This window comes from Mesorhizobium sp. BR1-1-15 (genome assembly GCF_020165475.1).
Lineage (GTDB): Bacteria > Pseudomonadota > Alphaproteobacteria > Rhizobiales > Rhizobiaceae > Mesorhizobium.
This window is the reverse complement of the sequence record NZ_JAIUIF010000007.1, coordinates 151847-177942: the sequence shown is the minus strand read 5'-3', so window position 1 is coordinate 177942 and position 26096 is coordinate 151847. Positions and strand designations below refer to the sequence as shown.

At 61.9% G+C, this 26096-nt stretch carries 24 protein-coding genes; 11 read left to right on the top strand and 13 right to left on the bottom strand.

Translation table 11 applies throughout. From position 1 onward, the window contains the following. The first annotated feature begins 1 nt into the window (after position 1). From LB541_RS14930 to LB541_RS14915, 4 genes are read left to right on the top strand one after another with little or no spacing between them, the layout of a single operon-like run. The gene (locus tag LB541_RS14930) at positions 2–724 is read left to right on the top strand and encodes an ATP-binding cassette domain-containing protein (protein WP_224618806.1); all 723 of its coding nucleotides are present in this window, start codon (positions 2–4) and stop codon (positions 722–724) included. 20 nt (positions 725–744) lie between these two features. Further along, positions 745–1572 carry an extracellular solute-binding protein gene (locus LB541_RS14925; RefSeq protein WP_140499358.1) on the top strand — a complete coding sequence of 276 codons (828 nt, stop codon included), beginning with the start codon at positions 745–747 and terminating at the stop codon, positions 1570–1572. A gap of 42 nt (positions 1573–1614) precedes the next feature. Further along, positions 1615–2742: a molybdopterin-binding protein gene (locus LB541_RS14920; RefSeq protein WP_224618805.1), complete on the top strand. Its 1128-nt coding sequence runs from the start codon at positions 1615–1617 to the stop codon at positions 2740–2742. A gap of 14 nt (positions 2743–2756) precedes the next feature. Next, positions 2757–4706 (top strand): molybdopterin biosynthesis protein, encoded by a 1950-nt coding sequence (locus LB541_RS14915; protein WP_140649303.1) that lies wholly within the window; start codon positions 2757–2759, stop codon positions 4704–4706. On the opposite strand, the gene mobA is transcribed toward LB541_RS14915, so the two are convergent. Next, positions 4690–5331 carry a molybdenum cofactor guanylyltransferase MobA gene (gene mobA / locus LB541_RS14910; RefSeq protein WP_181165257.1) on the bottom strand — a complete coding sequence of 214 codons (642 nt, stop codon included), beginning with the start codon at positions 5329–5331 and terminating at the stop codon, positions 4690–4692. The genes LB541_RS14915 and mobA overlap by 17 nt on opposite strands. Beyond that, positions 5321–6205 (bottom strand): formate dehydrogenase accessory sulfurtransferase FdhD, encoded by an 885-nt coding sequence (locus LB541_RS14905; RefSeq protein WP_140521577.1) that lies wholly within the window; start codon positions 6203–6205, stop codon positions 5321–5323. Before LB541_RS14905 ends, mobA begins: the two co-directional genes overlap by 11 nt. Positions 6206–6355: 150 nt before the next feature. Between LB541_RS14905 and glp the strand changes: the two genes are divergently transcribed. From glp to fdhF, 4 genes are all read left to right on the top strand, one after another. Then, on the top strand, positions 6356–7612 hold the full coding sequence (gene glp / locus LB541_RS14900) for a gephyrin-like molybdotransferase Glp (RefSeq protein WP_140649301.1): 1257 nt from the start codon (positions 6356–6358) through the stop codon (positions 7610–7612). A 76-nt stretch (positions 7613–7688) separates the two neighbouring features. Then, a complete protein-coding gene (locus LB541_RS14895; protein WP_224618804.1) occupies positions 7689–7940 on the top strand; it encodes a sulfurtransferase TusA family protein in 252 nt (83 codons plus the stop codon). Between the two features lie 149 nt (positions 7941–8089). After that, positions 8090–9763: an NAD(P)H-dependent oxidoreductase subunit E gene (locus LB541_RS14890; protein ID WP_140663500.1), complete on the top strand. Its 1674-nt coding sequence runs from the start codon at positions 8090–8092 to the stop codon at positions 9761–9763. Then, on the top strand, positions 9763–12555 hold the full coding sequence (fdhF, locus tag LB541_RS14885) for a formate dehydrogenase subunit alpha (RefSeq protein WP_140728370.1): 2793 nt from the start codon (positions 9763–9765) through the stop codon (positions 12553–12555). The genes LB541_RS14890 and fdhF overlap by 1 nt, the downstream gene beginning before the upstream one ends. 263 nt (positions 12556–12818) lie before the next feature. Here the strand turns inward: fdhF and LB541_RS28620 are convergent, their stop codons facing one another. The 10 genes from LB541_RS28620 to LB541_RS14835 form a co-directional block, all read right to left on the bottom strand. Further along, a complete protein-coding gene (locus LB541_RS28620) occupies positions 12819–13193 on the bottom strand; it encodes an SH3 domain-containing protein (protein ID WP_281405101.1) in 375 nt (124 codons plus the stop codon). A 327-nt stretch (positions 13194–13520) separates the two neighbouring features. Beyond that, positions 13521–14876 (bottom strand): D-alanyl-D-alanine carboxypeptidase family protein, encoded by a 1356-nt coding sequence (locus LB541_RS14875; RefSeq protein ID WP_224618798.1) that lies wholly within the window; start codon positions 14874–14876, stop codon positions 13521–13523. A gap of 229 nt (positions 14877–15105) precedes the next feature. Beyond that, positions 15106–15798, bottom strand: a complete 693-nt coding sequence (locus LB541_RS14870; protein WP_140559903.1) for an amino acid ABC transporter permease — start codon at positions 15796–15798, stop codon at positions 15106–15108. Between the two features lie 20 nt (positions 15799–15818). Beyond that, positions 15819–16535, bottom strand: a complete 717-nt coding sequence (locus tag LB541_RS14865) for an amino acid ABC transporter permease (RefSeq protein WP_224618795.1) — start codon at positions 16533–16535, stop codon at positions 15819–15821. Between the two features lie 66 nt (positions 16536–16601). Beyond that, positions 16602–17429, bottom strand: a complete 828-nt coding sequence (locus tag LB541_RS14860) for a transporter substrate-binding domain-containing protein (RefSeq protein ID WP_140499338.1) — start codon at positions 17427–17429, stop codon at positions 16602–16604. Positions 17430–17453: 24 nt separating this feature from the next. After that, positions 17454–18194, bottom strand: a complete 741-nt coding sequence (locus LB541_RS14855; RefSeq protein WP_140521338.1) for an amino acid ABC transporter ATP-binding protein — start codon at positions 18192–18194, stop codon at positions 17454–17456. A gap of 57 nt (positions 18195–18251) precedes the next feature. Continuing rightward, complete coding sequence (locus LB541_RS14850; protein ID WP_140622763.1) at positions 18252–18815, bottom strand: peroxidase-related enzyme; 564 nt, start codon at positions 18813–18815, stop codon at positions 18252–18254. Further along, positions 18812–19294, bottom strand: coding sequence for a CMD domain-containing protein (locus LB541_RS14845; RefSeq protein ID WP_140728375.1), 483 nt, complete (start codon positions 19292–19294; stop codon positions 18812–18814). Before LB541_RS14845 ends, LB541_RS14850 begins: the two co-directional genes overlap by 4 nt. Beyond that, positions 19291–20760, bottom strand: a complete 1470-nt coding sequence (locus LB541_RS14840; protein WP_224618793.1) for an NAD(P)-binding domain-containing protein — start codon at positions 20758–20760, stop codon at positions 19291–19293. The genes LB541_RS14845 and LB541_RS14840 overlap by 4 nt, the downstream gene beginning before the upstream one ends. Next, complete coding sequence (locus tag LB541_RS14835) at positions 20757–21728, bottom strand: LysR family transcriptional regulator (RefSeq protein ID WP_224618783.1); 972 nt, start codon at positions 21726–21728, stop codon at positions 20757–20759. Before LB541_RS14835 ends, LB541_RS14840 begins: the two co-directional genes overlap by 4 nt. 237 nt (positions 21729–21965) lie before the next feature. Between LB541_RS14835 and LB541_RS14830 the strand changes: the two genes are divergently transcribed. After that, positions 21966–23036, top strand: a complete 1071-nt coding sequence (locus LB541_RS14830; RefSeq protein WP_224618855.1) for an NAD/NADP-dependent octopine/nopaline dehydrogenase family protein — start codon at positions 21966–21968, stop codon at positions 23034–23036. Between the two features lie 386 nt (positions 23037–23422). Here the strand turns inward: LB541_RS14830 and LB541_RS14825 are convergent, their stop codons facing one another. After that, the gene (locus LB541_RS14825) at positions 23423–23860 is read right to left on the bottom strand and encodes an Lrp/AsnC family transcriptional regulator (protein ID WP_140499320.1); all 438 of its coding nucleotides are present in this window, start codon (positions 23858–23860) and stop codon (positions 23423–23425) included. Positions 23861–23986: 126 nt separating this feature from the next. Here LB541_RS14825 and rocF point away from each other — a divergent pair, with 126 nt between their 5' ends. After that, on the top strand, positions 23987–24907 hold the full coding sequence (rocF, locus tag LB541_RS14820; RefSeq protein WP_140559896.1) for an arginase: 921 nt from the start codon (positions 23987–23989) through the stop codon (positions 24905–24907). A 3-nt stretch (positions 24908–24910) separates the two neighbouring features. Then, positions 24911–25978 (top strand): ornithine cyclodeaminase, encoded by a 1068-nt coding sequence (locus LB541_RS14815; protein ID WP_140671128.1) that lies wholly within the window; start codon positions 24911–24913, stop codon positions 25976–25978. Positions 25979–26096 lie beyond the last annotated feature (118 nt).

Below are 26096 nucleotides of genomic sequence, written 5' to 3'. Positions count from 1 at the left end.
GATGCGGGCTGCTCAGAGCGATCTTCCACTTGTCCTCGATGACGTGTCGCTGGTCGCCGGTGCGACGACCATCCTGGACCGGGTGAACCTGACGATCGGGCCGCGCGCGCCGACTCTGGTCGTCGGCCCGAACGGGTCGGGCAAAACCTCCCTGCTGCGGCTCTGCATGGGGCTTGTTGCACCTTCTGCTGGAACCCTGACTTGGGGGGGACGAACGCTTTCCCCGCCGACACGGCGTGCAATCCTGTTCCAGAAGCCGGTGATGCTGCGTCGCTCGGCGGCCGCGAATGTCGCCTATGCACTGGCTCAAGCGGGCTGTCCGCGCCGGCTCCGGGCCCCGCGCGTGGAGGAACTGCTCGAGCGCGTCGGTCTTCTCGATCTCGCTGCACGTCCGGCACGGCATCTCTCCGGTGGCGAGCAGCAGCGGCTGGCCCTCGCCCGCGCCCTGTCGCGCCAGCCGGAAATCCTGCTGCTCGACGAGCCGACAGCCAGCCTCGATCCGGCGGCGACGCGTTTTGTCGAGCAGATCATCATCACGGCTGCCCAATCGGGCACGAAGATCATCATGGCGTCGCACCACCTCGGCCAGGTACGCAGGATCGCGGGAGACGTCGTCTTTCTGCTCCGAGGGCGCGTTTGCGAGCATGCCGACGCCGACGACTTCCTTGACCGCCCCGCGACCCCGCAAGCCGCTGCCTTCGTGCGCGGCGAGCTCGTGCTTTGATCAACTGGACCGAGATTGAGATGCTGACCCGCCGAATATTCTCTGCGCTTGTGGTGCTTCTGATGCTAGCAGGCGGCGCGCCTGCCCAGGACCAGTCGATCGTCGTGGCGTCGACGACCTCGACCCAGGATTCCGGCCTGTTCGATCACATCCTGCCGCTGTTCGAGAAGAAAACCGGCATCGGCGTGAAGATTGTCGCTCAGGGCACCGGTCAGGCGCTCGACACCGGTCGGCGCGGCGATGCCGACGTGGTCTTCGTCCATGCCAAGGCGCAGGAGGAGAAGTTCATCGAGGAAGGCTTCGGGGTGAAGCGCTTCGACGTGATGTACAACGACTTCGTCCTCGTTGGCCCCAAGAGCGACCCGGCGGGCGTCAGCGGGACCAAGGACATCGCAGCCGCGCTGATCGCCATCAAAGCCAAGAAGGCGGCCTTCGTGTCGCGTGGTGACAGGTCCGGCACCCATTCGGCCGAATTGGGTCTGTGGAAGACGGCCGGCATCGACATCGAGGCGGCCAGGGGCCCGTGGTACAAGGAGATCGGGCAGGGCATGGGGGCGGCGCTCAACGCCGCGGCAGCCATGAACGCCTATACGCTTTCCGATCGTGGCACCTGGCTGTCGTTCAAGAATCGTGGCGAGTTGGACATCGCCGTCGAGGGTGACAAGCGGCTGTTCAATCAGTATGGCGTGATGCTGGTGAATCCTCACAAGCATCCAAGCGTCAAAGTGGAGGCCGGCCAGCGCTTCATCGATTGGCTGATTTCTCCGGAAGGCCAGAAGGCGATCGGAGAGTACAAGATCGACGGCCAGCAGCTCTTCTTCCCGAATGCGCAGCGCGGGCGTTCCTGAAGCTGGTTGCAAACAGGCTCGCGTCTGCTTCAATATCGCGCCATGACGAGAACGTTTTCTTCGACGGGCCCGCTGACTCCCCTGGAAGCGGCGCTCGACGCGCTGCTCGATGGTGTAATGCCCGTCACCCCCCGCTGGGTGCCGCTTGAACAAGCCTTGCGCTATGTCGCTGCCGGGATGCCGCCTGTCGTGCCGGCTCAGCCTGCGCGAGATATCGCTGCCATTGACGGCTGGGCGTGTCGCGCCCTCGACCTCGTGGGGGCATCAGCCTATTCGCCCTTAGTTTTGCCGGTCGCGCCGATCTGGGTCGAGACGGGTGAGGCCATGCCTGAAGATCGCGACTGTGTGCTGCAGGCCGGCCTCGTCGATTGCAGTGGACCGATGATCCAAGCAGCAGCTGAAGCCGTGCCCGGTCAGGGTGTGCGCCGGGCGGGCGAGGATATGGCGGCGGCCCGCCCGCCAATGCTTGAGGGAAAGGCGATCGGCGTCGCCGACCTGCTGGTCGCCCGCAAAGTGGGACTGAGCCAGCTTACCATACGGAGCCCGCGCGTGCGCGTGATCGATGTCGCTGCCGACAGCCACGAGACATTCTCCATGCGGCTCGTGGTCGAGAGCCTGAGTGCCTCGGGCGTTTCGATCGTCGGTATAGAGACCGTAGAGCGCGACGCGGCATCGATCATTGCCGCTCTTGATGGCGAGGCCTGCGATTTTCTGCTCCTGATCGGCGGTACTGGTGACGGCCACGCCGACGTGACCGCCGAGGCTCTTGTGCGGCGCGGGGTGTTGATTGGGCACGGCATTGCCTTACGGCCCGGAGGGACAACGGCAATAGGCCGGCTCGGCAAGACACCGGTGGTCGCATTGGCCGGATCGCCGCACCAAGCCTTCGCTGGGTTCCTTGCGCTTGTCCAGCCAGTCCTGGACCGCCTGTCGGGCAGATCTGAACGGTCAGGCATCATCTTGCCGCTCTCGCGGAAAATCTCATCCGCGGTCGGACTTTACGAGCTCGTTCTGCTCGGGAAGGAACGGGATATGTGGACGCCGCTCGCCGTCGGCGACTTTTCGCTGGACGCCATGCGGCTTGCCGACGCCTGGCTTGCGGTCCCGGGCGATAGCGAAGGGTATGCCGCCGGTACGCCCGTCTCCGCCTTTCCGCTCCGCAACTTTTGATCGAGTGAGCCGCTATGACGAATTCTCCATCATCGGCCCGGCAGAACAGCGGGCAGGAGCAGTTCCTGACGATATTGTCGCGCGAAGCTGCGCTGGCTCGCTTCGAGGCAGCGCTGTTTCCCCGCCCGTTGCCGACCGAGACGCGGACGCTGGCCGACGCGCTCGGGCTGGTTCTTGCCGAGGACGTGGCGGCGCCGGTCGACGTGCCGCCCTTCGACCGCTCCAATGTCGATGGCTTCGCGGTACGTGCGGCCGATCTGGCTGCCGCCTCTGAAACCCGTCCCGTTCGGCTTGAGCTGAATGCGGAAGCGATTGCCTGCGGCACGGTTCCGCAACTCCCCGTTCTGACCGGAACCGCCACGCCCATCGCAACCGGCGGGCCGCTGCCGCGTGGCGCGGACGCCATCATCATGGTGGAGCATACGCATCCGGTGGGATTGAGTGCCATCGAGGTGGGGCGCGGCATCTCGCCCGGCCAGTTTGTCTCCAATGCAGGATCCGACATGGCGCGAGGAGAGGTCGTGCTGCGCACCGGAACGCAAATCGGCTCGCGCGAAATCGGCATGCTCGCCGCGTGCGGAATCGCACAAGTGGCCGTGGCGCGCAGGCCAAGCGTGGCTGTGCTCTCCACTGGCGATGAACTCGTTCAGCCAGGCGAGCCGCTGCGGGCGGCCGGCATCTATGACGCCAACGGGCCGATCATCGCTGCGGCTGTCACTGAAAATGGCGGCGAAGCGCATTTTATCGGCGCCTTCCCGGACGACGAGGCAACACTTGAGACGGCTATGCGCGAGGCGCTCGCCGCCCACGACGTAATGATCCTGTCGGGCGGCACGTCCAAAGGAGCAGGGGATATCACGCATCGCATTATCGGCCGACTGGGCAAACCCGGCATCATCGCCCACGGCGTGGCGCTGAAGCCCGGAAAGCCGCTTTGCCTGGCGGTGTGCGGGGGCAAGCCGGTCATCGTCCTGCCGGGATTTCCGACCTCGGCCATGTTCACCTTCCATGACATGGTGGTACCCGCCCTGCGGCGCATGGCGGGGCTGCCGCCGCGCGTCGATGCTCAGGTCACCGCAAGCCTTCCGTTGCGGGTTCCTTCAGAACTCGGACGGACCGAATTCGCGATGGTCTCCCTTGTGCAAGGGCAGGGAGGATTGACGGCCTATCCGACTGGTAAGGGCTCGGGAGCGATAACATCCTTTACGCAGGCGGATGGCTTCATGCGCATCGAGGCCCTGGCCGATCACGTGCCTGCCGGTGCCGACGTAGCGGTGACGCTGTTCACGCCGCGGGTCCGCGTTCCCGACCTCGTCGTCATCGGCAGTCATTGTGTCGGCCTCGATCTGGTCGTTGGCGAACTTTCGCGTCGCGGGATTTCGGTGCGCTCGCTGTCTGTGGGAAGCCTGGGCGGTCTTGCGGCGGCCAAGCGCGGCGAGTGCGATCTCGCTCCCATCCATCTCTTCGACCCGAAGACGCGGAACTACAACGCGCCCTTCCTCGGTGACGGTCTCGAACTCGTGCCAGGCTGGCGGCGCATGCAAGGTTTGGTGTTCCGCCGAGGGGACGAGCGCTTCGAGGGCCTCGGCGCGGAGGACGCGGTCCGTGCCGCGCTCGCCGATCCCGATTGCATGATGGTCAACCGCAACCAAGGCTCGGGAACGCGTATCCTGATCGACCAACTCCTCGGCGCGGAACGCCCGGACGGCTACTGGAACCAGCCGCGCACACACAATGCCGTGGCCGCGGCGGTAGCGCAGAAGCGCGCTGACTGGGGCGTCACCATCGCGCCGGTCGCGCGTGCGGCCGGGCTCGGTCTTATTCCGTTGACCGAAGAGCACTACGACTTCGCGCTGGTTTGCGCGCGAAAGGATCGGCGCGCGGTGCACGCGTTCCTCGAAGTTCTCCAGGCCGACGAGGTGCATTCGGCGCTGGAGCGCGCGGGGTTCAGCCGGCCGGGTTAGCGTCGAGCAACGCGGCCAGCCGCTCGGCTTCGGCGAGGTCCTCGACCGTGTTGGCGTTGAAGAACGGGTCCACGGGCTCTGCCGGCCAGGATACGGTGGCAAGGCCGTAGCGGGTGGTCCACCGGTCGATCTTGCGCAGGCCCTCGTTGGTCAACGCATGCCGCAATTCGTCCCGCAGGGCGACTTTCCAGAGCCCGATGACCGGATGCGCCTGACCACCGGATGCCGCCACCGCCAAATCCGCCCCCTCGGTCATGCGCGCCCGCTGGAGGCGTGCAACGAGGTCGCGCGGCAGGAAAGGACAATCACCGGCGGCGCTGACCATCCACTCGACGTCGGGCCTGTTGTCCGCCGTCCAATCGAGCGCGGCGAGCATGCCGGCGAGCGGCCCCGGATAACCCTCGATCGTGTCGGCGACGACGGGCAGGCCAAAACGGGCGAAACGAACGGGGTCGCCATTGGCATTAAGCACGAGCCCGTCGCATTGCGGTCCCAGCCGTTCGATGACATGCTCGAGCATCGTGCGTCCGCCGATCACGCGCGTCGGCTTGTCCCCGCCGCCCATGCGCCGACCCAGACCGCCGGCGAGCACGACGCCCAGCGTCATGGGCCGCTCAGTCGTCATGCTCGGCACCCTTGCGGCGGTGGCGCGGCGCTTCCTCATCGACCGAAGCGATATCCTGGTCGAAGACGATCCGCTCCTGGCCTGAAAGTGCGGTGAAGCGCTTGCCGCGCGCCCGACCGACCAGCGTCAGCCCCACTTGGCGGGCCAGCGCCACGCCCCAGGCGGTGAAGCCGGAACGCGAAACCAGGATGGGAATGCCCATCCGAACCGTCTTGATCGTCATCTCGGAGGTCAGCCTCCCGGTCGTGTACATGATCTTATCCCCCGGATCGATGGCGTGGCGGTACATCCAGCCGGCGATCTTGTCGACAGCGTTATGGCGGCCGACGTCTTCCATATAGCAGATTGGCGTGCCCTTCCTGCAAAGGACGCAGCCATGGATGGCGCCTGCTTCCAGATAGAGCGACGGCGTGGTGTTGATTTTGTGCGTCAGCTCGTAGAGCCAGGAGGTGCGAAGCTCAGCGGGCGGGAGCGTGATGTCCTCGATCGCCTCCAGCACGTCGCCGAAGGCAGTGCCTTGGGCGCAACCCGAAGTCTGCGTTCGCTTTCTGAGCTTCTGCTCGTAGTCGGTGTTGCGCTCGGTGCGAACGACCACGACCTGGAGGTCCTCGTCATACTCGACGTCCGTCACCACATCGGTGGGCAGAAGCATGTTCTGGTTCAGCAGATAGCCGAGCGCAAGATATTCAGGGTAGTCGTTGACCGTCATCATCGTGACGATCTCCTGAGCGTTGAGATAGAGCGTCAGGGCACGTTCGATCGGTACGCGGACCTCTACCGTCGCGCCTGTTTGGTCGATGCCCGCAACCAGCTCCGTCAGCCGTTGGTCTTGCGGATCGGGTGTGATGATGGCGTGTTCCGGTTGGCGTAGCATCAAAGGCATGGCAGTCTCCTGACGTCGTATTCTGGCTCGCGCCTGCGCTAGCTTGCCGTATCTTACAGGCTGTTCAACCGAAGCTGATTAAAAAAAGCCGGATTGATGCGATTACGAAGAAGCCGACACGCTCGTAGAGTGGGAATATAAATGGCGCAAATCTCGGATGACTGCTTCGCTTTCGGCGGACAGATGCGGCCCATCGACGAGACTGCCGCGCTGATCGCCTCGAAACTCAGCGCCGTAGAGGAGGTCGAGACGGTCCCGCTCTTGCTGGCGGATGGGCGCGTCCTGGCAAAAAAGATGGTGGCATCGCTGCCGCTGCCGCCCTTCACCAATTCCGCGGTCGACGGCTACGCCGTGCGAGGGGCAGACCTGCCGCAGACTGTCGAGACGGCGTTCGCCGTTGCCGGGAGGGTTCAGGCCGGCATGGCGGCGAATGAACCTGTGCCGCCGGGCCAGACGGTACGCATCTTCACTGGCGCTCCAATGCCCGACGGGGTCGACACGGTGTTCATGCAGGAAGACGTGAGCATCGACGGCTCCGGCAGGATCCTTCTCCCGCCCGGCCTGAAAAAGGGTGCCAATGTACGCCCTGCGGGTGAAGATGTCGCATTGGGCGAGGCCGTCCTCCCGGCGGGCCACCGGATGCGGCCGCAAGATATCGCGCTCGCCGCCGCATTGGGGTTCACCGAACTCCAGGTAAGGCGCAGGATACGCGTCGCAGTGTTCTCGACCGGGGACGAAATCGTCGCGCCGGGAGACATGCGCGGACCGGCGCAGCTTTTCGACTCCAACCGTTTCATGCTGACGGCGATGCTCGCTCGACTCTGCTGCGACATCACCGATCTCGGTATCCTCGTGGATGACAGCAGACTGATCGCTGAAAAGCTGAGCGAAGCGGCATTGAGCCATGACCTGATCCTGACTTCGGGCGGTGTGTCGACGGGCGAGGCAGATTGCGTGAAGGCCGCCGTCGAGAGTGCCGGAACCCTGGTGTTCTGGCGCGTCGCGATCAAGCCTGGCCGGCCGGTCGCCATGGGGGTGATCGATGGAACCCCGCTGATCGGACTTCCTGGCAATCCGGTGGCGAGCTTCGTCACCTTCGCGCATATTGCCCGCCCGGCAATCCTCGCCCTTGCGGGGGCCCTCCAGCCACCGCCGACCCCGATCGCTATGCGGGCCGCCTTTTCCTATAGCAAAAAGCAGGGACGGCGCGAGTATGTGCGAGCAAGCGTACGCGCGGCCGCGGATGGATGCTACGAAGCGACGAAGTTTCCCAGGGAAGGCGCAGGACTGTTGTCATCCCTGGTCGCGACCGACGGTCTCGTCGAGTTGGGAGAGGAGATAGTCCGTGTCGAGCCAGGTCACACGGTCCAGTTCCTCCCCTATTCCAGTCTTATGTGAGCGCCGTCGGATCGCGTCCTCGAAACGAGAGCCGCAACCCAGGCTCGATTGACGCGGCCAGGTCCCGTCGGGCATCATGCCGACCATGATAACCACGACGAAGCTGGATCTGACCGGGCTTAAGTGCCCTTTGCCCGCGCTCAAGACCCGCAAGGCGTTGAAAGCCTTGAGGCCAGGCGAGCGGCTCGAGGTTCACTGCACGGACCCGCTGGCGGTCATCGATATCCCCAATCTGCTCAACGAGATGGGCGAGCGACTTGAAGCGACGGAGCGCGACGGCGATCGCGTCGTGTTCATGATCGAAAAGACGCAGCCCGCGACGATGTGACGAGTTGCACCCCGTCGGCGGCGGCCCCAAGATTTGCGACGCAATGCTTGCGCTAGTCGTGCAGGGGACATGTCGTGCCTCATAGTCGACATCCTGGTCCGCGGGGTATCGTTAAGAGGTAAGGGCGTTTCACTCGGGGAGGTGAGCACATGACGATCCAGGAACGACGGCCGCGTGATCGCGGACCAAAGGGCAGGCCGCTGGATGACGCTGCGCTCGCCGAGGTTCAGGCGCTCCTGGGCGCGCGCCAGCGACGGCGCGACTTGCTGATCGAATTCCTTCATCTGATCCAGGACCGATATGGCTGCCTGTCGGCGCGGCATTTGCGGGCGCTGGCGCAAGATATGCGCTTGTCGCAGGCCGAGGTCTACGAGGTGGCGACCTTCTACGACCATTTCGACGTTGTGAAGGAAGGCGAGATGCCGCCTGCGCCGTTGACAATCCGCGTGTGCGATTCAGTGAGTTGCATGCTGGCGGGCGCCGACACGCTCCTGGCTGAATTGCAAGCGGGCGCCGATCCAGCGGCGATCAGGGTCATGCGCGCGCCCTGCATGGGCCGTTGCGCTGGCGCGCCTGCCGCGCGTATCGGTGATCGCGAGGTCGACCAGGCAACCGCCGAGGGCCTGAGGCGCATGGCCGCGGCAGCGGAGACCGGTGTGAACGTGCCCGATTATGTCGGGCTGGAGGCGTATCGGCAGGCGGGCGGCTACCAGCTTTTGCAGCGGGTACGGATTGGGGCGCTGACCACGGACGAGCTCATCGCCACCGTGGGCGATGCGGGCTTGAGGGGTCTGGGCGGTGCGGGTTTTCCCGCTGGCAAGAAGTGGCAGTTCGTGCGCTCCTATCCGGGCCCGCGTCTGATGTCGATCAATGGCGACGAGGGTGAGCCCGGCACCTTCAAGGACCGCATCTATCTCGAGCGAGATCCGCACCGTGCCTTTGAGGGTGCATTGATCGCGGCGCACGCCGTCGAGGCGGAACGGATCTATCTTTACATGCGTGACGAATACCCTGCGGTGCTCGCCATTCTTCGTCAGGAGATCGCCGCGCTCGAGGCCACCGGCATCGTCAAGCCGGGCTTCATCGAGCTCCGCCGCGGCGCTGGCGCGTATATCTGCGGCGAGGAGAGTGCGATGCTGGAAAGCATCGAGGGCAAGCGCGGCATGCCGCGCCACCGCCCCCCCTACATCGCCGAGGTCGGCCTGTTCGGACGACCGACGCTCAACCATAATGTCGAGACGCTCTGGTGGATCCGCGACATCGTCGAAAAGGGCGCGCAATGGTTCGCTGCGCAGGGCAGGCCCGGCCACCCTGGCATCCGCTCATGGTCCGTATCCGGCCGGGTGAAAAATCCCGGCGTCAAGCTGGCGCCGGCCGGCGTCACGGTACGCGAATTGATCGACGACTATTGCGGCGGCATGGCGGACGGTCATGAGTTCAAGGCCTATTTGCCGGGTGGCGCCTCAGGCGGCATCCTGCCAGCAGCACTGGGGGACATTCCGCTCGATTTCGGCGGCGATCTGGCCAAGCAGGGCGCCTTCGTCGGCTCCCATGCTATAGTCGTGTTCTCGCGGGCCGACAATATAAAGCAGGTCACGCTCAACCTCATGAAATTCTTCAAACATGAGAGCTGCGGGAAGTGCACGCCTTGTCGCGAGGGAACCGAAAAGTTGGTGGCTATCTTGCAGGAGCAGGGCCCGATGCCGGAAGATAAGATTCGCGACCTCGAAGCCGTGATGCGCGATTCGTCGATCTGCGGCCTGGGCCAGGCGGCGCCCAATCCGATCAACCATCTGCTGACGCATTTCCGGAGTGACCTCTGATGGCCGAGAGCGTGGTATTCACCCTCAATGGGCAAACCGTGAGCGCCGCCCCCGGCGAGACTATCTGGGATGTCGCCAAGCGCCAGGGAACAAAGATTCCGCACCTGTGCCATGTCGACATGCCGGGCTATCGTCCCGACGGCAATTGCCGCGCCTGCATGGTCGACATCGAAGGCGAGCGCGTGCTGGCTGCCTCCTGCGTTCGCCAGCCTTCCGCCGGCATGGTCGTGAAAACCGATACCGAACGCGCCCGCAAATCGCGCGAGATGGTATTCGAGCTCCTCGCAAGCAACATGCGACCGGCGAGCGACGGTCCAGACAACCAGTCGGCATTCTGGCAATGGGCCGGTTCGATGGGGATTTCGGGCGGCCGATACCGTTCCAAGTTCACCGAGGAGGGGCTAGCGCCAGAATTCGACATCACCAATCCGGCCATTGCCGTCAATCTCGACGCGTGCATCACCTGCGGCGCTTGCGTGCGCGCCTGCCGCGAGGTGCAGGTCAACGACGTGATCGGCATGGCCGAGCGCGGCAATCACTCGATTCCTGTCTTCGATATGCACGATCCGATGGGCCTGTCGACCTGCGTCACCTGTGGCGAATGCGTCCAGGCTTGCCCGACTGGTGCGCTCTACGAGAAATCGCTGATGGACGAGACCGGCAAGACGCGTGTCGTCCAGGCGTTCGACAAGGTCGTCGATACGGTTTGCCCGTTTTGCGGCGTTGGCTGCCAGACGCAGGTCGCCGTCAAGGACAATAAAATCGTCCAGGTTGACGGCCGTAACGGTCCGGCGAACGAGAACCGGCTCTGCGTCAAGGGGCGCTTTGGCTTCGACTATGTGATGTCGCCCGAACGGCTGACGAAGCCGCTGATCCGTCGCGACGACGCGCCGAAGGCCGGCGACATTGATCTGCGCAATGTCGACCCGCTGACAGTGTTCCGCGAGGCCAGCTGGGAAGAGGCGCTGGAGCGCGCTGCCAGCGGGCTGAAACGCATCCGCGACCAGCATGGTGGCAAGGCGCTGGCTGGCTTCGGCTCGGCAAAGGGGTCGAATGAGGAGGCCTATCTCTTCCAGAAATTCGTCCGGCAGGGTTTCGGCACCAACAATATCGACCACTGCACCCGGCTCTGCCACGCCTCTTCCGTGGCCGCTCTGATGGAGGGCGTCGGCTCTGGCGCGGTCTCGGCGCCTTTCATGGACGCCATGAAGGCCGAATGCGTGATCATCATCGGGGCGCGGCCGGCGACAAACCATCCAGTGGCCGCCACCTATTTCAAGCAAGCGGCAAAGCGCGGCACCAAGCTGATCGTGATGGATCCGCGCGGCCAGGAACTGATGCGCCACGCCAGCTATGCGCTGCGCTTCAAGCCGGGCAGCGACGTGGCGATGCTCAACGCGCTGCTGCACGTCATCATAGAAGAGAGGCTCTATGACGAGCAGTACATCCAGGCCAATGTCTCCGGCTTCGAGGCATTGAAGGCCAAGGTGAAGGATTTTTCGCCCGAGGCGATGGCTCCCGTCTGCGGCATCGAGGCCGGTGTACTGCGCGAGGTGGCGCGCACCTATGCCAAGGCGGAGCGCTCGATGATTTTTTGGGGCATGGGCATTTCGCAGCACACCCACGGCACGGACAATTCGCGCTGCCTGATCGCGCTGGCGCTGATCACGGGGCATGTCGGGCGCGCCGGCACAGGCCTGCATCCGCTGCGCGGCCAGAACAATGTCCAGGGCGCCTCGGACGCGGGCCTCATCCCGATGTATTTCCCCGACTACAAATCGGTGGAGAATGCCGATATCCGCGGCCAGTACGAGAATTTCTGGGGCCAGACGCTCGACCCCAAACGCGGCTTGACCGTCGTCGAGATCGTCGACGCGATCCATGACGGCGAGATCCGGGGCATGTACATCATGGGCGAGAACCCGGCCATGTCCGATCCCGACCAGAGCCATGCGCGCGCCGCACTCGCCAAGCTAGAGCATCTGGTTGTTCAGGACATCTTCCTGACCGAAACAGCGTGGCATGCCGACGTGGTGCTCCCTGCCTCCGCGCATGCTGAGAAGCTCGGCACTTACACCAATACCAATCGGCAGGTGCAGATCGGCCGGCCGGCCGTCAACCTGCCGGGCGAGGCGCGGCAGGATCTCGATCTCATCATCGAGCTTGCCAGCCGCATGGGGCTGGACTGGAACTACAGGCACGTTTCGGACGTCTTCGGCGAAATGGCGCAAGTAATGCCGTCGCTGAAGCACATTTCCTGGGAGCGCATCGAACGCGAGGAGTCCGTCGTCTATCCTGCCGATGGTCCTGATGTTCCTGGCAACGAGATCGTCTTCACCACCGGGTTCCCGACCGCGGATGGCCGCGGGCGCATCGTGCCCGCCGACCTCCTGCCTCCCGACGAGGTGCCCGACGACGAATATCCTCTGGTGCTAACCACCGGGCGCCTGCTGGAGCACTGGCACACGGGCGCCATGACACGCCGCGCCGGGGTGCTCAACGCGATCGAGCCCTACGGCATTGCTGCAATGAATCCCTACGAGATCAAGCGCCGCGGGCTGGCGCAGGGAGACGTGATCAACGTGGAGACGCGGCGCGGCATTGTCGAAGCCATTCTGCGGGCCGATCGAGAGGTCGCCGATGGCATGGTGTTCATGCCGTTCTGCTTTAACGAGAGCCCGGCCAACATGCTTACCAATCCTATGCTCGATCCTTACGGCAAGATCCCCGAGTTCAAATATTGTGCCGCGCGGATCGTGCCGGCATCGAGATCGGTCGAAGCTGCCGAATGACGTTTGGAAACTGCCCGCGGAGGTGGTGTTGGGCGATGGCTGACTTGAGGAAGTCCATTGTCCGACGGCCGCCGGAATAGTCGGGCAGGCCGTCGCGAAGGCTCGCGACAGGTGGGAGGGGCTCTGTCGGCGGCCAGATGTCAGCCATAGTTGTGCGGAACGCCTTCAACTCGGCGTTTTTCTCGCGAGGTTTGATTTGGCTGAAGGCGACGCGAAATGCGATCACCGGCCGACCAGCAGCAGCCTTCCGACGAGTGCTGCTGTTAGAGTATATCGTTAGGATAGATGCCCCAAAGGCGGGTTTGCCTGACGAAGCCTGCCAGCGAATTGACCGCGACCCTGCACCATTGGCCGTCGCAGCGCACCAGTTCGACAATTACTTCCGGCGCCAGCCATGCGGTGACGAGGCTGGAAACCGAAGGCTTCCCGCGCAGCGCGATCTTGTCCTTGCTCCATGGGGCGGTTACAGCGGTCCTTCGCCCCGAAAGAAGCGGACCGAAGACCCAGCCGGATGTTCCCTGCCAATCTCGCACGCGCCGCCAGTTTCCATATTCCTGGTAGATTTCAAGCGGAATCCTGGGCCGGACATAAACCCATTCGACGTCATATTGGGTGCCCGGTCCGACCCGCATATTCACAGGAGAACTCTTCAACGACGCGAAGCGGGGCAAGGCAATCCCATTGACAGCAGCTTGAGGGCCGGCCTTTGTGACAGTTGCAACACATAGTGCAGCGATGAGGCAACAACGAAGGACGCTACCCGTGACGAAAAAGCCGCAACCGGCGTCTTGATAAGTCGACGAGACGACGTTGCTCCGAGGCGCACAACCGCGGCGTCTCACAGCGAAGCCCCATGCGAAGGATTGAAGAGGGCTCGAGGACATCTTTCGATATTGCCGCGTGGTCCTGGTGAGACAACGTCGGGAGAGGCGAGTTGCAGCGTTCGCATGGGCGTTCGATCCCACCTACCGAGTGAGCGCGTAGCAATCGATTTTTTTGAGCGCCAGTCGCCCGCAAGCGCGCCACGCTTCCGATTTGTTATCGAAGCCGCCATATCGGGCGCGGTAGTACACATCGCCATCTTTTTCGAAGGCCTCGGTAAAAGCAGAAGTGTTCGAAAGCAGTTTTGGCGCTTTGCGAGCCGCGAGTGAAAGGATTTCACGAGCTGCGGCCTTGCTTGGCATCGATCCAATCTGGATGATCCATTGACCTTCTTGGGTGGAAGCGGTGCTGATCGGATCGATGGCATCGGCAGACAAGGCCTGCTCCCTGGACACATCGCCCATCGCTTCAGCGGCGAAAGCGGCTCGGGAATCGGCCACCTGGGCCGGCTTCCACGTCGGAGTGGGCACCGATGCGTTCGAAGCCGCGGAGGCGACCAATGCGCTTTCTCCGCCACGATCGATCCTGAACCGGTCCGGACCGTTGGAAGCCTTAGCCAGATAGCGGCTGATGAGACGCTTCATGCGTGCATCTCGGCTCCTGACCGTATGTCCGCCCATCACCACCGCGACGATGCTGCGGCCCTGCGCCTCGACGGAAGAAACCAGGTTGAAGCCCGAGGCATTCGTGTATCCCGTTTTGATTCCATCCACGCCCTTCACCCGGCCGAGCAGATGATTGTGATTGCCGAAGCGCCGACCTTTGTATTTGAAGGATCGGGTGTTGAAGTAGGAATAATAGCCAGGATGATGATCCCTGAGCGCCAGGCCGAGGCGTGCCATGTCGCGCGCCGTGGTCTTCCGGGCTGTATCGGGCAGTCCGTTGGCGTTCCTGAACGTGGTGGAGGTCATTCCCAACTGTCGTGCTTTTTGCGTCATGAGACGTGCGAAGCCGGCCTCCGACCCGCCGAGGAACTCGCCAATGGCCGTCGCGGCATCGTTGGCGGACTTCGTTACCAGGGCCAATATGACCTGTTCGACGGTGATCGTTTGACCTTGCTTCAGTCCGAGCTTGGAGGGCGCCTCGTTGGCAGCATTGGCCGATACCGGTATTGCCGTGCCTTTCGAGATCCTGCCGCTCTCGAGGGCGTCGAAGATGAGGTAGAGCGTCATCATCTTGGTGAGAGATGCTGGATAGCGCGGAGCATCCGCATGATCCCTGTAGAGGGTCTTGCCGGTCTTGGCATCGATGACAATGGCTGAAAATCTGGAATTGGCCTGCACGGCGGAAGCAAAGGCGGCGCAAAACACGATGACGACCGAGATCCTCAAGGCGAATTTCAACAATGACGCCGGCAAGGCGACAAGCTTCTCCAATATCAGATACATCCGCCCGCCCGTCGCCGCTCCGTGTAAAATGTGGCCGGGCGAGCCGGCCATCGGATCACGAAGCTAGGCAGGCACCGTTACCAATTGGTTATCGCATTCTTAACGAGAGGCCTCAAATTGTCTCGGCTCTATCCCTCGATTCCGCACCAGATAAGGTCGGCCGCCGTGACGGTTCGCGGAACGCCGCACGGCTCGAGGCGCGCATCGATTGCGGCGCCGACTACCAGGATGCTTCCGCGGAAGACAAGTCGATCTTGCTAGAAGATTCTATTCTACATCCTCAGGTCCGTACCCTAAGCGCTTGCTCCAGCCTGTCGGCGATTTGTGTGACGATATAGGCAATCACCATGTAGATCACGACGGCAATTACGAAGGCTTCGAGATAGTAGAAATTCAACGCGGCGGTCAGCTGTGACTGCGCGAAGATATCGACAACCTCGATGGCGAATCCGAGTGAAAGCGCCTTCATGATAACCATCATCGAGGTTGTCAGATCGGGAATTGCTGTCAGGGCGACCTGGGGAAATAGCACCCGTCGGAACAGTTGGCCCCTTGTATAGCCAAGCGAATAGGCTGCATCTGCCTGACCGGTGTCAAAGGCGTTGAGGGCTCCCTTGATAATCTCGGCCTGGAACGCCGCGACACAGCCGGTCACCGCAATGACAAGGATAACCCAATTGGGCGTTTGGTGGGCGTTGAAGTCTATGCCAACCAATGAAAACAGAAACTGAAGCGCGGGGGGAAGACCGAAATAGGCGAGGAAGATCACGATCACCATCGGAACGCCCTTGAAGACGACCTTGTAGGCCATGACGAGCTCTCGCAGTGCGGGAATCCGTCTATATTCCACAAGCGCAAACAGGCTGCCGACCATCGTCGAGAGCACGAAGATCGTGAGGGCCATTGCAAGCGTTACGGGTACGGCGCCCAGAATTTCCCGCGAGTCCTGGAGCAGGATATCGGTCTCAAACATGGTCAAATACCCTTGTTAGGTCACACGCTCGCGATCAGTGTGTTCTTGATCTGAGCAGATGTCGTAGCCTCCGGTGCCTGCATCGGGGAACGAAGCTCGAAGAAGCGGACGATGAGCCATGCGATCAGGCACATCACCGAATAGATGACCGCCAGCACGAGATAGGTTTCGAACTGGTACTGATTATAGTCGCGCTCCATGATCAAATGCGCGGTCGCCATGACATCCGCCGCCCCGATGTACATCACCAGCGCAACGTTATGGATCAGGTAGATGACGGAGTTCCCGTAGCCCGGCAATGCGAAGTGCACTGCTTGTGGCCCGATGACCCGCGTGATTTTCTGGCGAAAGGTATATCCAAGACTGTCTGCCGCATCATGCTGGCCGCGATCGACGGCCAGATATGCAGGTCGCAGGACTTCTGACAGGTAGCCGCCGTGATAAAAGCTTAATGCCACCATCGCGGCGATCGTCGGCGAGAAAAAATCTTCGGAGCCGAACAGGATTACCAACAAGGGAAGCCCGTAAAACGCAACGAACAATTGGAGGACGACGGGAACACTCCGGGCATAGGATACGTAGAGATCCGCCAGGTGAATGATCACTGGCACCCTGCGGACCCGGAGTGTTGTCGCAAGGAGAGCTAGGCAGAACCCAGCAATGAGGGCCGTAAAAGTGATGGCCAGCGTCAGCGGCAACGCCGAGAGCAACTCGGGAATTATAGCAGAAACGTCCACTTGGAACACTCCTTCTTGCAGTTCTGCCTCAACGCCGGCTATCCAGATGCAGCTGAGGACGCCTTGTTACTTCATGTATTTCACGATGTCCTCGCCGAACCACTTCTGCGAGAGCTTGTCGATCGTGCCGTCGTCCTTCAGTTCCTTGAGCACCTTGTTGACGTCCTCGGCCAGGATCTTGTTTTCCGCTGACCGGTGAATCAGCATGTACGTGTTGTTGCTGTAGACCGGATCCGATGCGACGATATCGAGCTTCTTGTTGTCGATGACCGCCTGCTCACCGAGGTTAGACGGTAGAACCAATGCGTCGAACTTGCCGTTCTGAACTTCATCCAGGCGGTTCGGGTAGGGGATCCCGGCGCTCGATGCCGTGACGTCGAGCTTGTATTGCGGATTCTCTTTCTGCCAGTTCATGATGAACTTGTAGGTTCCGCCACCGGCTGTGGTCGGAACGATCCTCTTGCCGACCAGGTCCTTCATTTCCTTTATGCCGCTGTCTTTCTTGCTGTAGATTTTCATCAGACTGGCGCCCATCGGGTTCTCTGGAATGATGAATTGCTTCTCTCGCTCGGGCGACTTGTAGTAGCCACCTACGGCGATGTCGTACTTCCCGGTGGCAAGGCCGGTTTCCTGGGCGATGTCGGACACACCTTCCATTTCGAACTTGTATTGCGGTAGCTTCGCATTGATCGCCCTCAGAAGATCGGGCTCATAGCCTTGCGGTTCGACGCCGATGGCGCCCCAGGCCAGCGGCTTGGATTCGGCAGACGTCGCGATCTTGATCGTCCGGACGGTCTGACCATAGCTGGTCCCCGCGGTTGCGAGGGCAATTGCGATGCCACCAGCGACGGCCAGGACATAGCGGCGGGAAAAACCGGATGTGATTGCAGACATTTCTTGGGTTCCCTTCTTGTTGAGCTATTGAAAAGCGAGTTCCGACTGCAGGAATTGAGCCAGTCGTGGACTGGAAGGCGCGTCGAAGATTTCAGCCGGACTGCCGTCGGCGGCAACCACGCCACGGTCCATGAAAACGATCCGGTTCGAGATGTTCTTTGCGAATTGCATCTCGTGGGTCACAAGCAGCGACGTGATCCCTGACGACGTGACATCCTTGATCACCTTCAAAACTTCACCGACAAGTTCAGGGTCCAGCGATGACGTAGGCTCATCGAAGAGGATGACGTCAGGACGCACCGCCAGCGCGCGTGCGATGCCGGTGCGCTGGAGCTGGCCGCCCGAGAGCTGGGATGGATAGCTGTCTCGCTTCGACGAGAGACCGACCCGATCGAGCTCTCTGAGCGCGATTTCCCGCGCCTCTTCCCTGGATTTGCGCTGCACCACAACGAGCGGATCCATCACGTTCTGGAGGACCGTCATGTTCTTGAAGACGTTGAACTGCTGAAAGACCATCGCCGTCCTCAACCGGATCGCCTGGACAGCGGCCTTGTCGGCACGCTGGTAGTCCATCCGAATCTGATCGAACGCGATGGTTCCTGACGACGGCTTGGCCAGATAGTTGATGCATTTCAGCAGCGTGGTCTTGCCGGTGCCACTGGGGCCGATGATCGACACCACGTCACCCCGCTTTACCGAGAGATTGACGCCGTTCAGGACCTGCGTGCTTCCGTAAGACAGCTTTATATCTTTGAGTTCAAGCATTGCTGGTTGGCCCTTCGGAAAGTGTGGGACGGACTGGCTTGACCGGATGCAACGTCATCACCCGCTCTCCGCATGGCCCAGGACGTGCATCAGCCGGTTTGCCCAGCCGAAGATCGCTATGGCGTGGACGAGGTCGATGATCTCGGCATCATTCATGCCGACTGATCGCAGCGAGGCGACGTCGTCTGCCGTCGCTTCCGACGGCGCCGCCGACAGGCGGCGGGCAAAGTTGTAGACTGCCGCATCGCGCGACCCAAGCTTTTCAGGTTTGTCGAGATACAGCGCCGTGACCACTTCATCGCTCTTGGTCAGCTCTGCATGCCGGCGGGCGTGAACGACGGCACAGAATTTGCAGCCATTGACGATCGAGGCACCCAGTGCGCCAAGCTCGCGGTCGGGACGGGCAAGCCCGCCCTCGACGTACATGATCGCGTTGAACAACACCGTGCGGGCAAGATAGCTCTCGGGATCATGCACAAGGGTGCGCACATATTCCGAAACTTTCTTGGCCGACGGCGTAACCTTCATTGCTTCGAGCTGTTCCGGCGTTGCCTCCGATAGCTCGACCGGTGCGATATAGGGATGCCAATTCAGCGGCTTCAGGCGCACCGAGGAAATCATGCCCGCCTCATCAATCGCAAGCCGGTCGCGACCCGGGTCTGGAAGTTGATGAAGGCAATCAATTCGGAGAGTGCAACAATCTGGGGGTTGTCCAATCCGGCTTGGGCGAGCAGGGCAATGTGGCTCGCCTCCGCCTTTTTCGGCGTCAGGGTGATCAGGTCAACATGTCGGGCGATGGTCGCCAGGGGTTCATTCAAACCCGTTTCCCCCCAGGCCAAGGACAGAAGCTGCTCCGTGGGACCAAGCTGAGCCAGTTGTACATCATATTCGGCCATCAGGACGGGATCGGCGTTCAGAGCTGCCATGCGACGGGCCAGAGCGACCCGCAAATTCGGTGCCAGCCCCTGATCGTTTGCCGGCTGCAGGACGGAGAGGCGACATTCCTCGGCCCCTCGCACAAATTCGGGCCGAAACCGCCGTGCAGCGAAAAGGGCATCGTCCGGTGAAAGACCTGCAGCCTTGTCCATTGCGTCGATCACAGTGCGGCCTCCTTATGCAACAAGGGTGTTGAATCGACCCATTCGTCGCCCAGAAGTTCCGGGGTGTCATAGGCGATCAGATTGGCGAAGTGGGTTTCGACGTCTTCGGCGAACAGCGACGCGGCAATGCCGCGGACCAGACGGTCGGCACCGGCGCTGACGGCCGGGATATCGCCGGAGACCTTACCATGGGTCAGCATGGCGGCGTCGTTGAAGCAGTGGACATGCGCCAGCATCGGGCAGGAACCGGGGACGCGCTCGCGGAATTCGAAGGCGGGGCCGAGATCCGGTGCCTCCAACATGCCTGCGCGCGGCGGCCCCATGTCCGGCGTATATCGACCATCCGACCAGGTGCGAATGTGTGGGGCGAGGGCAGCGAATTCCGGGCGACCACTGAAGTCATTTGAAAAGCCGGTCGCAGCGATCATGAAATCGTAGCGCATCGGTCCTTGCGTGGTTTCGACCAGAAGGCCTCCGGCAACTTCCTTTACCGCGACCACGCCGCAGTCGAGAAAGAAGCGGGCATTCGCATGACGAGACACGCGAAGCGTCGATGAACGCGGCGGCGGCGTCTGGGTCGAGGCGGTGTAGTCGAAGAATCTCCACTTCCAGGAATCGGGCAAATGATACATGCCGAGGATGACACCCTGGCTGCCGATCCCGGTCAGCTTGTTGATCCGCGGCATTTCCTTGCGCCGGATCAACATGTCGACTGAACCGGCGCCCGCCTCGAGCGCCGTCGCGGCATTGTCCATCGAAGAGGCGCCGGCGCCGATAACCGCAACACGCTTGCCCTTCAGTGCATCAAAATCGATGTCGTCGGCAGAATGGGCCCAATAGGAGCGATCGATGCCCCTGAGGAAATCGGGCACGGCAAAACCGCCGAGACCGGACCGACCGGTGGCTAGAACGAGACGACGGGTGAGAACCCGGCCGGTTTCCGCGCCCTCGACATCGATCGCAATCAGATCGCCAACGGCTGCAACGCCTGTCATGCGCACGCTGTTGCGTACTGGCAGACCAAGCACGTTCCGGTACCAGACCAGGTAGTCCATCCACTGGCCTTTGGGGATTTTGTCCAGCGACCGCCATGCCTCGACGCCCCATTGTGCCGTGAACCAGGCGCGGAATGTCAGTTGCGGCAGACCGAGCGACGGACCGTGCAGCGTTTTCGGCGACCGGAGCGTTTGCATGCGGGCAAACGTTATCCATGGCCCTTCGAAGCCGGCCGGAGCCGCGTCATAGGCGACGACATTGGTTATCCCCGTCAGCACCAGCTTTGCGGTGGCAGCAAGTCCGCACATGCCGGCGCCGATCACAACGACGTCACGGACCGGCACGCCATCGCGCGAACGTGCGGGAACCCATGGCTTGGCAGGCAGTTCGAGAAAATCGAGGTCCTGAGCAAGTTGTGCTTCAAGCGCGGCTAGACCTCTCGGGGGGAGCGAACTGGGCGTGTGCTTCATATTCCCGTTCCGTGATTTGTGCCGGAGGCAGGATCGGTCACCAATTGGCCGGCCAGGGTCGGATCGAGTTTCTTGAAGCCAACGATCGACCGTTCAGCCACCGCCTCGACCGCATCCACCAACGCCTGCGCGACTGGACGAAGGGGGCGTTTTTCGCCAGCCACAACACCCCAATAAAAGAGGACGGTTACATCGATCGGGCGAATGACGACCCCAGGCAGGCCCACGCCATAGGCGGTGAGGGGGTCGATGACAGCCGCAACACCAGTCCGGCGTACGATCTGCAACGCGCCGTAGGCGGTATTCGTGCGGATTACTGGCCCGGTGTCGATGCCCCTGGCCGCCAACGCCTTGGAGACATGCAGCTGGAAACGCAGCGGGTTGAGCAACGTGGCGACGCGGCGGCCGGCAAAAGCGGAAAGCGGTATGACATCTAGTTCGGCCAGCGGATCATCCTCCCGCACGGCAGCAACATCAGGCGCCGAATAGAGCCGCAGGACATCCAGACCGGGCGTATCGAGCGGCAGGCTTGAAAACCCGACCTCGGCACGTCCGCTACGCACTTCCTGAGCGACGGTCGAGGGAAGAAACTGCCCGAGATGCGTCTCGTGCGGAAGCTCGGCATCTTGGAGTTCAGCCAAGGCCGTAGGGATCAAGCCGGTGCCGATCGCGGAGGTGGTGACGATCTGCAGGATTCGCCCTCTGCCGGCGGCGATCATCTTGGCCCGCGCTGCGAGTTCGGTGAAGGACATCAGCAGGCGTCGTGCTTCCTCCTCGAACGCGACTCCTTCTTCAGACAACTGCACCCGTCGACCGATCCGATGCAGCAATTCGAAGCCAAGTTCGGCCTCAAGCTCCTGAATGGTGCGCGTCACCGCAGGCTGGGAACGCCCGAGCATGTCAGCCGCCCTGGTGATGCTGCCGCTGGCAGCAACCGCAAGGAAGGTCTGAAGGTCCCGGGTTTCCATGTTTCTCCTACATGCGTAATCCGTATGATTGACATCGTCTCATTCGTTTTTGATATATGTCAAGCGGAAACGAATGTTCGTTACGGGCTTTGTGCATATGCCGGCTTCAGCGCCAGAATCCGGATCGGAGGCGGACAGGGACGTCAGACGCGGCTCCAGCTTGCGAAACCTGCTGAAGAAAAAATTCAGGTGACGGCGGCAAGGATTCTCGAACCACAAAGCCTGCGGAGGAATGTTATGCGCGTGAGTATTCTGGGCGCCGGAGCAATTGCTTATGGCCTTGCCGCCTATTTGGCAGGATCGGGGCATTCGCCAACGCTTTGGTCACCGTCGGGACAGCGCACAAGGGCGTTGGCTACCGGCGAATTGTTGAAAGCGACGGGGGATATCGCGGCGACGGTACCCGTGCGCATCGCCAAGGATTGCAAGGATGCCATCGCCAACGCGGACGTGGTGGTGATTGCACTTCCGGCTTACGGCCACAGGATGGTGATGGATGCTGCCGCCCCCCATCTGATCGATGGAATTCCGGTCATCATCAGTTCGCATTGTTCGTTCGGGGCACTGTATCTCTCCAAGCGGTTGGCGGAGCGCAAGGTCAGCTTGCCGATCGTCCTTTGGGGCACAACACTGTTGACCGGGCGGCAACTCGGACCAACCGAAGTCCATGTCACCACCATTCGCCAGAAGCTTGACGTCGCGACGCTGCCTTTCAAAGCTCAGGATGAAGGATACGGACTTTGCACGAGCTTATTCGGTGATCGTTTCGTCAAGCGCGACGGCATGCTTGCGATCGCGCTCAGCAACCTCAATCCGCAAAACCACTTGGGAATTGCCCTTCTCAACCTGACACGCATGGAAAAAGCCGAGCAATGGAGCCAGGGGGGAAACGTCACCCCTGCCGCTGGCCGCCTTATCGAGGCTCTGGATGCCGAACGGCTAGCCATCGCGGCCCATTTTGGTATCGCGGTTCGCACCGTCCAGGAGCATTTTTCATTGTCGTTTCATGTTCCGAAGGGAACCGTTTCGGAGATGAACCAGGAGATGGATCGTCAAGGCCGTGGCGGCTTTGGTCCGACAACAATCGAAAGCCGCTACATTCTCGAGGATGTTCCGTTTGGACTGCTGCCGACCGTATTGTTGGGTAAGATCACCGAGAAACCGGCGACGCTCCACGAGTCTGGAGTTTCGATATTATCGGCGGCTTACGGTCGCGATCTCAGGGGGGATAACGATATTCTTCCCGCGCTCGGCCTCGAGGGAATAGCAAAGGCGGATCTTGAAAACCTTTGCCGCAGGGGGTTTTGAGTGCGCCCGCAGCCGATACGGCATGATCAAGTTTGAGGCGCACCGCGCTATATCATCGTCGGTTCATGTAACGGTGGCGCCCAGCGTCAGGGCGATGTCGCCGCACGAGTTCGAGGCGAGGCTCATCTAATCTCGAAGGGCAGGGAACAGATCCTGCCGTTCAAGACGGCCGAGCCGGAAGGCCACCATCATTAGGACGAGACCGGCTTTGACGCGGGTCGAAGACAGATCTCGCCGCTCACGCAGCTCTGTTCTTCTCAGCAAGGTCCGCCCCCGCTGGAGGTTGCCACAGGTTGGCCAAGTCCGAGCTCATTTAGGGTTGCGCCGCACAACGGTGCAGGAGCAGCACTGCCGGTTTGGCCAGCTAGGCTATTCGCAGACAGCGATCAAAGCCGCGCCTTGGTGCTCCGGGGTGTCGCCAACAACAGGCTGGTCTCGCTGCCGGTGATGCCGGGGATCAGGCGGATGCGCCGCAGCACGGCGTCGAATTCGGTCAGTGTCTGCGTCCCCAGCTCTATCACCAGGTCCCAGCGGCCGTTGGTGGTATGGATCGTCGAAACCTCCGAGAAGCCGCCAAGAGCGCGGATCACACGATCGGCGGCATGCCCTTCGATTTCCACCATCATGATGCCGCGTACACGCTGGTCGACGGCATCGGCTCGCAGGATGACGGTATAACCGATGATCGCACCGGCTTTTTCAAGGCGCTCTATGCGAGACCTGACCGTTGCCCGCGAGACGCTGACATCCATGGCAAGGTCCGAGATGCTGCGCCGCGCGTCATGCCGCAAAAGCGTGATGAGCTGTTCGTCAAGCTGATCCATGGCTCAGAATGCAATCAAATCATTCCATTTTGATAGCCCATTTCGACAAATTTGCCAATTTGATATGTTCATCCTGCCAGTTATCCGCGCTCCAATGAGGCCTAGAAAACGCGCGGGGAAATACGGATGCATTGTACGATCGTCGGGGCACCGATCCAGGTCGGCTCGGGCCGGATGGGTTGCGAGATGGGGCCTAGTGCGCTGCGTACCGCAGGCCTGGCGGCAGCGCTCACTGAACTCGGGCATACGCTGGCCGACCTTGGCACCGTCGCCTCTGCCGATCTGCGCCCGATCAGCCACGGCAATGCCGCCTTGAAGGCGCTGCCGGAAATCGTCGCATGGACGGCGGCGATTACCGAGGCGGCCTATGCAGCCAGCGCCGGCGCCATGCCGATCTTCCTTGGTGGCGACCACAGCATTTCCGCCGGCACGCTGGCCGGTATCGCCCGCCGGGCGGCGGAAGCCGGCCGCCCGCTGTTCGTGCTGTGGCTCGACGCACATCCTGATTTTCACACGCTCGACACCACGACCAGCGGGAATTTGCATGGCGTGCCGCTGGCTTATGCCAGCGGGCAACCCGGCTTCGAAGGCTACTTCCCCAGCCTGGCGGCTTGCGTGGATCCGGCCCGTATCTGCACACTGGGCATCCGCAGCGTCGATCCGGCGGAGCGCGAAGCGCTACGTAAGGCGGGCGTCACCGTGCACGACATGCGCATGATTGACGAATACGGCATGGCCCCGCTGCTTCGCGCCTTTCTCGAGCGGGTCAGTGCCGAAAACGGCATGCTGCATGTCAGCCTCGATGTCGATTTTCTCGACCCTTCGATCGCGCCTGCCGTGGGCACCACCGTGCCGGGCGGCGCCACCTTCCGCGAGGCTCATCTGGTGATGGAGATGTTGCACGACAGCCGTCTCGTCACCAGCCTCGACCTGGTCGAGCTCAATCCCGCACTCGACGAACGCAACCGCACCGCAACCCTTCTCGTGGACCTGACCGCGAGCCTGATGGGCCGGCGGATCATGGACCGTCCCACACGGAGTTATTGAACTGTGACCCCCCATCTCAACATCGTGCCCTTCGTCAGCGTCGATCACATGATGAAGCTGGTTCTTGCCGTCGGCATCGATCGCTTTCTCATCGATCTCGCTGCCTATATCGAAGAGGATTTCCGACGCTGGGAATTGTTCGACAAGACCCCGCGCATCGCTTCGCACAGCATCGACGGCGTCATCGAACTGATGCCTACGAGCGACGGACAGCTCTACGGCTTCAAGTATGTCAACGGTCATCCAAAAAACACGCGCGACGGGCGCCAGACCGTGACGGCGTTCGGCGTGATGGCCGATGTCGGCAATGGCTATCCGATGCTGCTTTCGGAAATGACCATCCTGACCGCGTTGCGCACGGCGGCGACGTCGGCCGTCGCGGCCAAATACCTTGCTCCCAATGCGGCGGACTGCATGGCAATCATCGGCAATGGCGCCCAGTCGGAATTCCAGGCCATCGCCTTCAAGGCCCTGCTCGGCATCGACAGGCTTCGCCTCTATGACATCGATCGGTCGGCATCCTTGAAGTGCGCGAAAAACCTTGCGGGGTTCGATTTCGACATCGCGATCTGCGCTTCGGCGCAGGAGGCGGTGGAAGGGGCTCACATCATCACGACGGTCACCGCCGACAAACGCTCCGCGACCATCCTGACGGACAACATGGTCGGATCGGGCGTGCACATAAATGCCGTCGGCGGCGATTGCCCCGGCAAGACGGAATTGCATCGCGATATTCTGCTGCGCTCCGACATATTCGTCGAATACCCGCCGCAGTCGCGCATCGAGGGTGAAGTCCAGCAACTCGAGCCGGACCATCCCGTGACGGAGTTGTGGCAAGTGATGACCGGCAAGGCCGCCGGCCGCCGGGATGCCAGCCAAATCACCTTGTTCGATTCCGTCGGCTTTGCGATCGAGGACTTTTCCGCGCTGCGCTACGTCCGCGACCAGCTTCAGCGCACCGGCCTCTACGAGGAGCTCGATCTGCTGGCGGACCCGGATGAGCCACGCGACCTCTTCGGCATGCTGCTGCGCGCCGACAAGGCCGCCCAGATCACGGCCGTATCCAGCTGAGTTTTCGCAGAACCTGCGGCCGAATGTCCGCCTCGCAATAGCTGCGGCGCCGAGCGGCGCGCGGCTCGATATCCTAAAGCGGTTCATCGTTCGATGGAAATGACGAAGCGCTCTATCA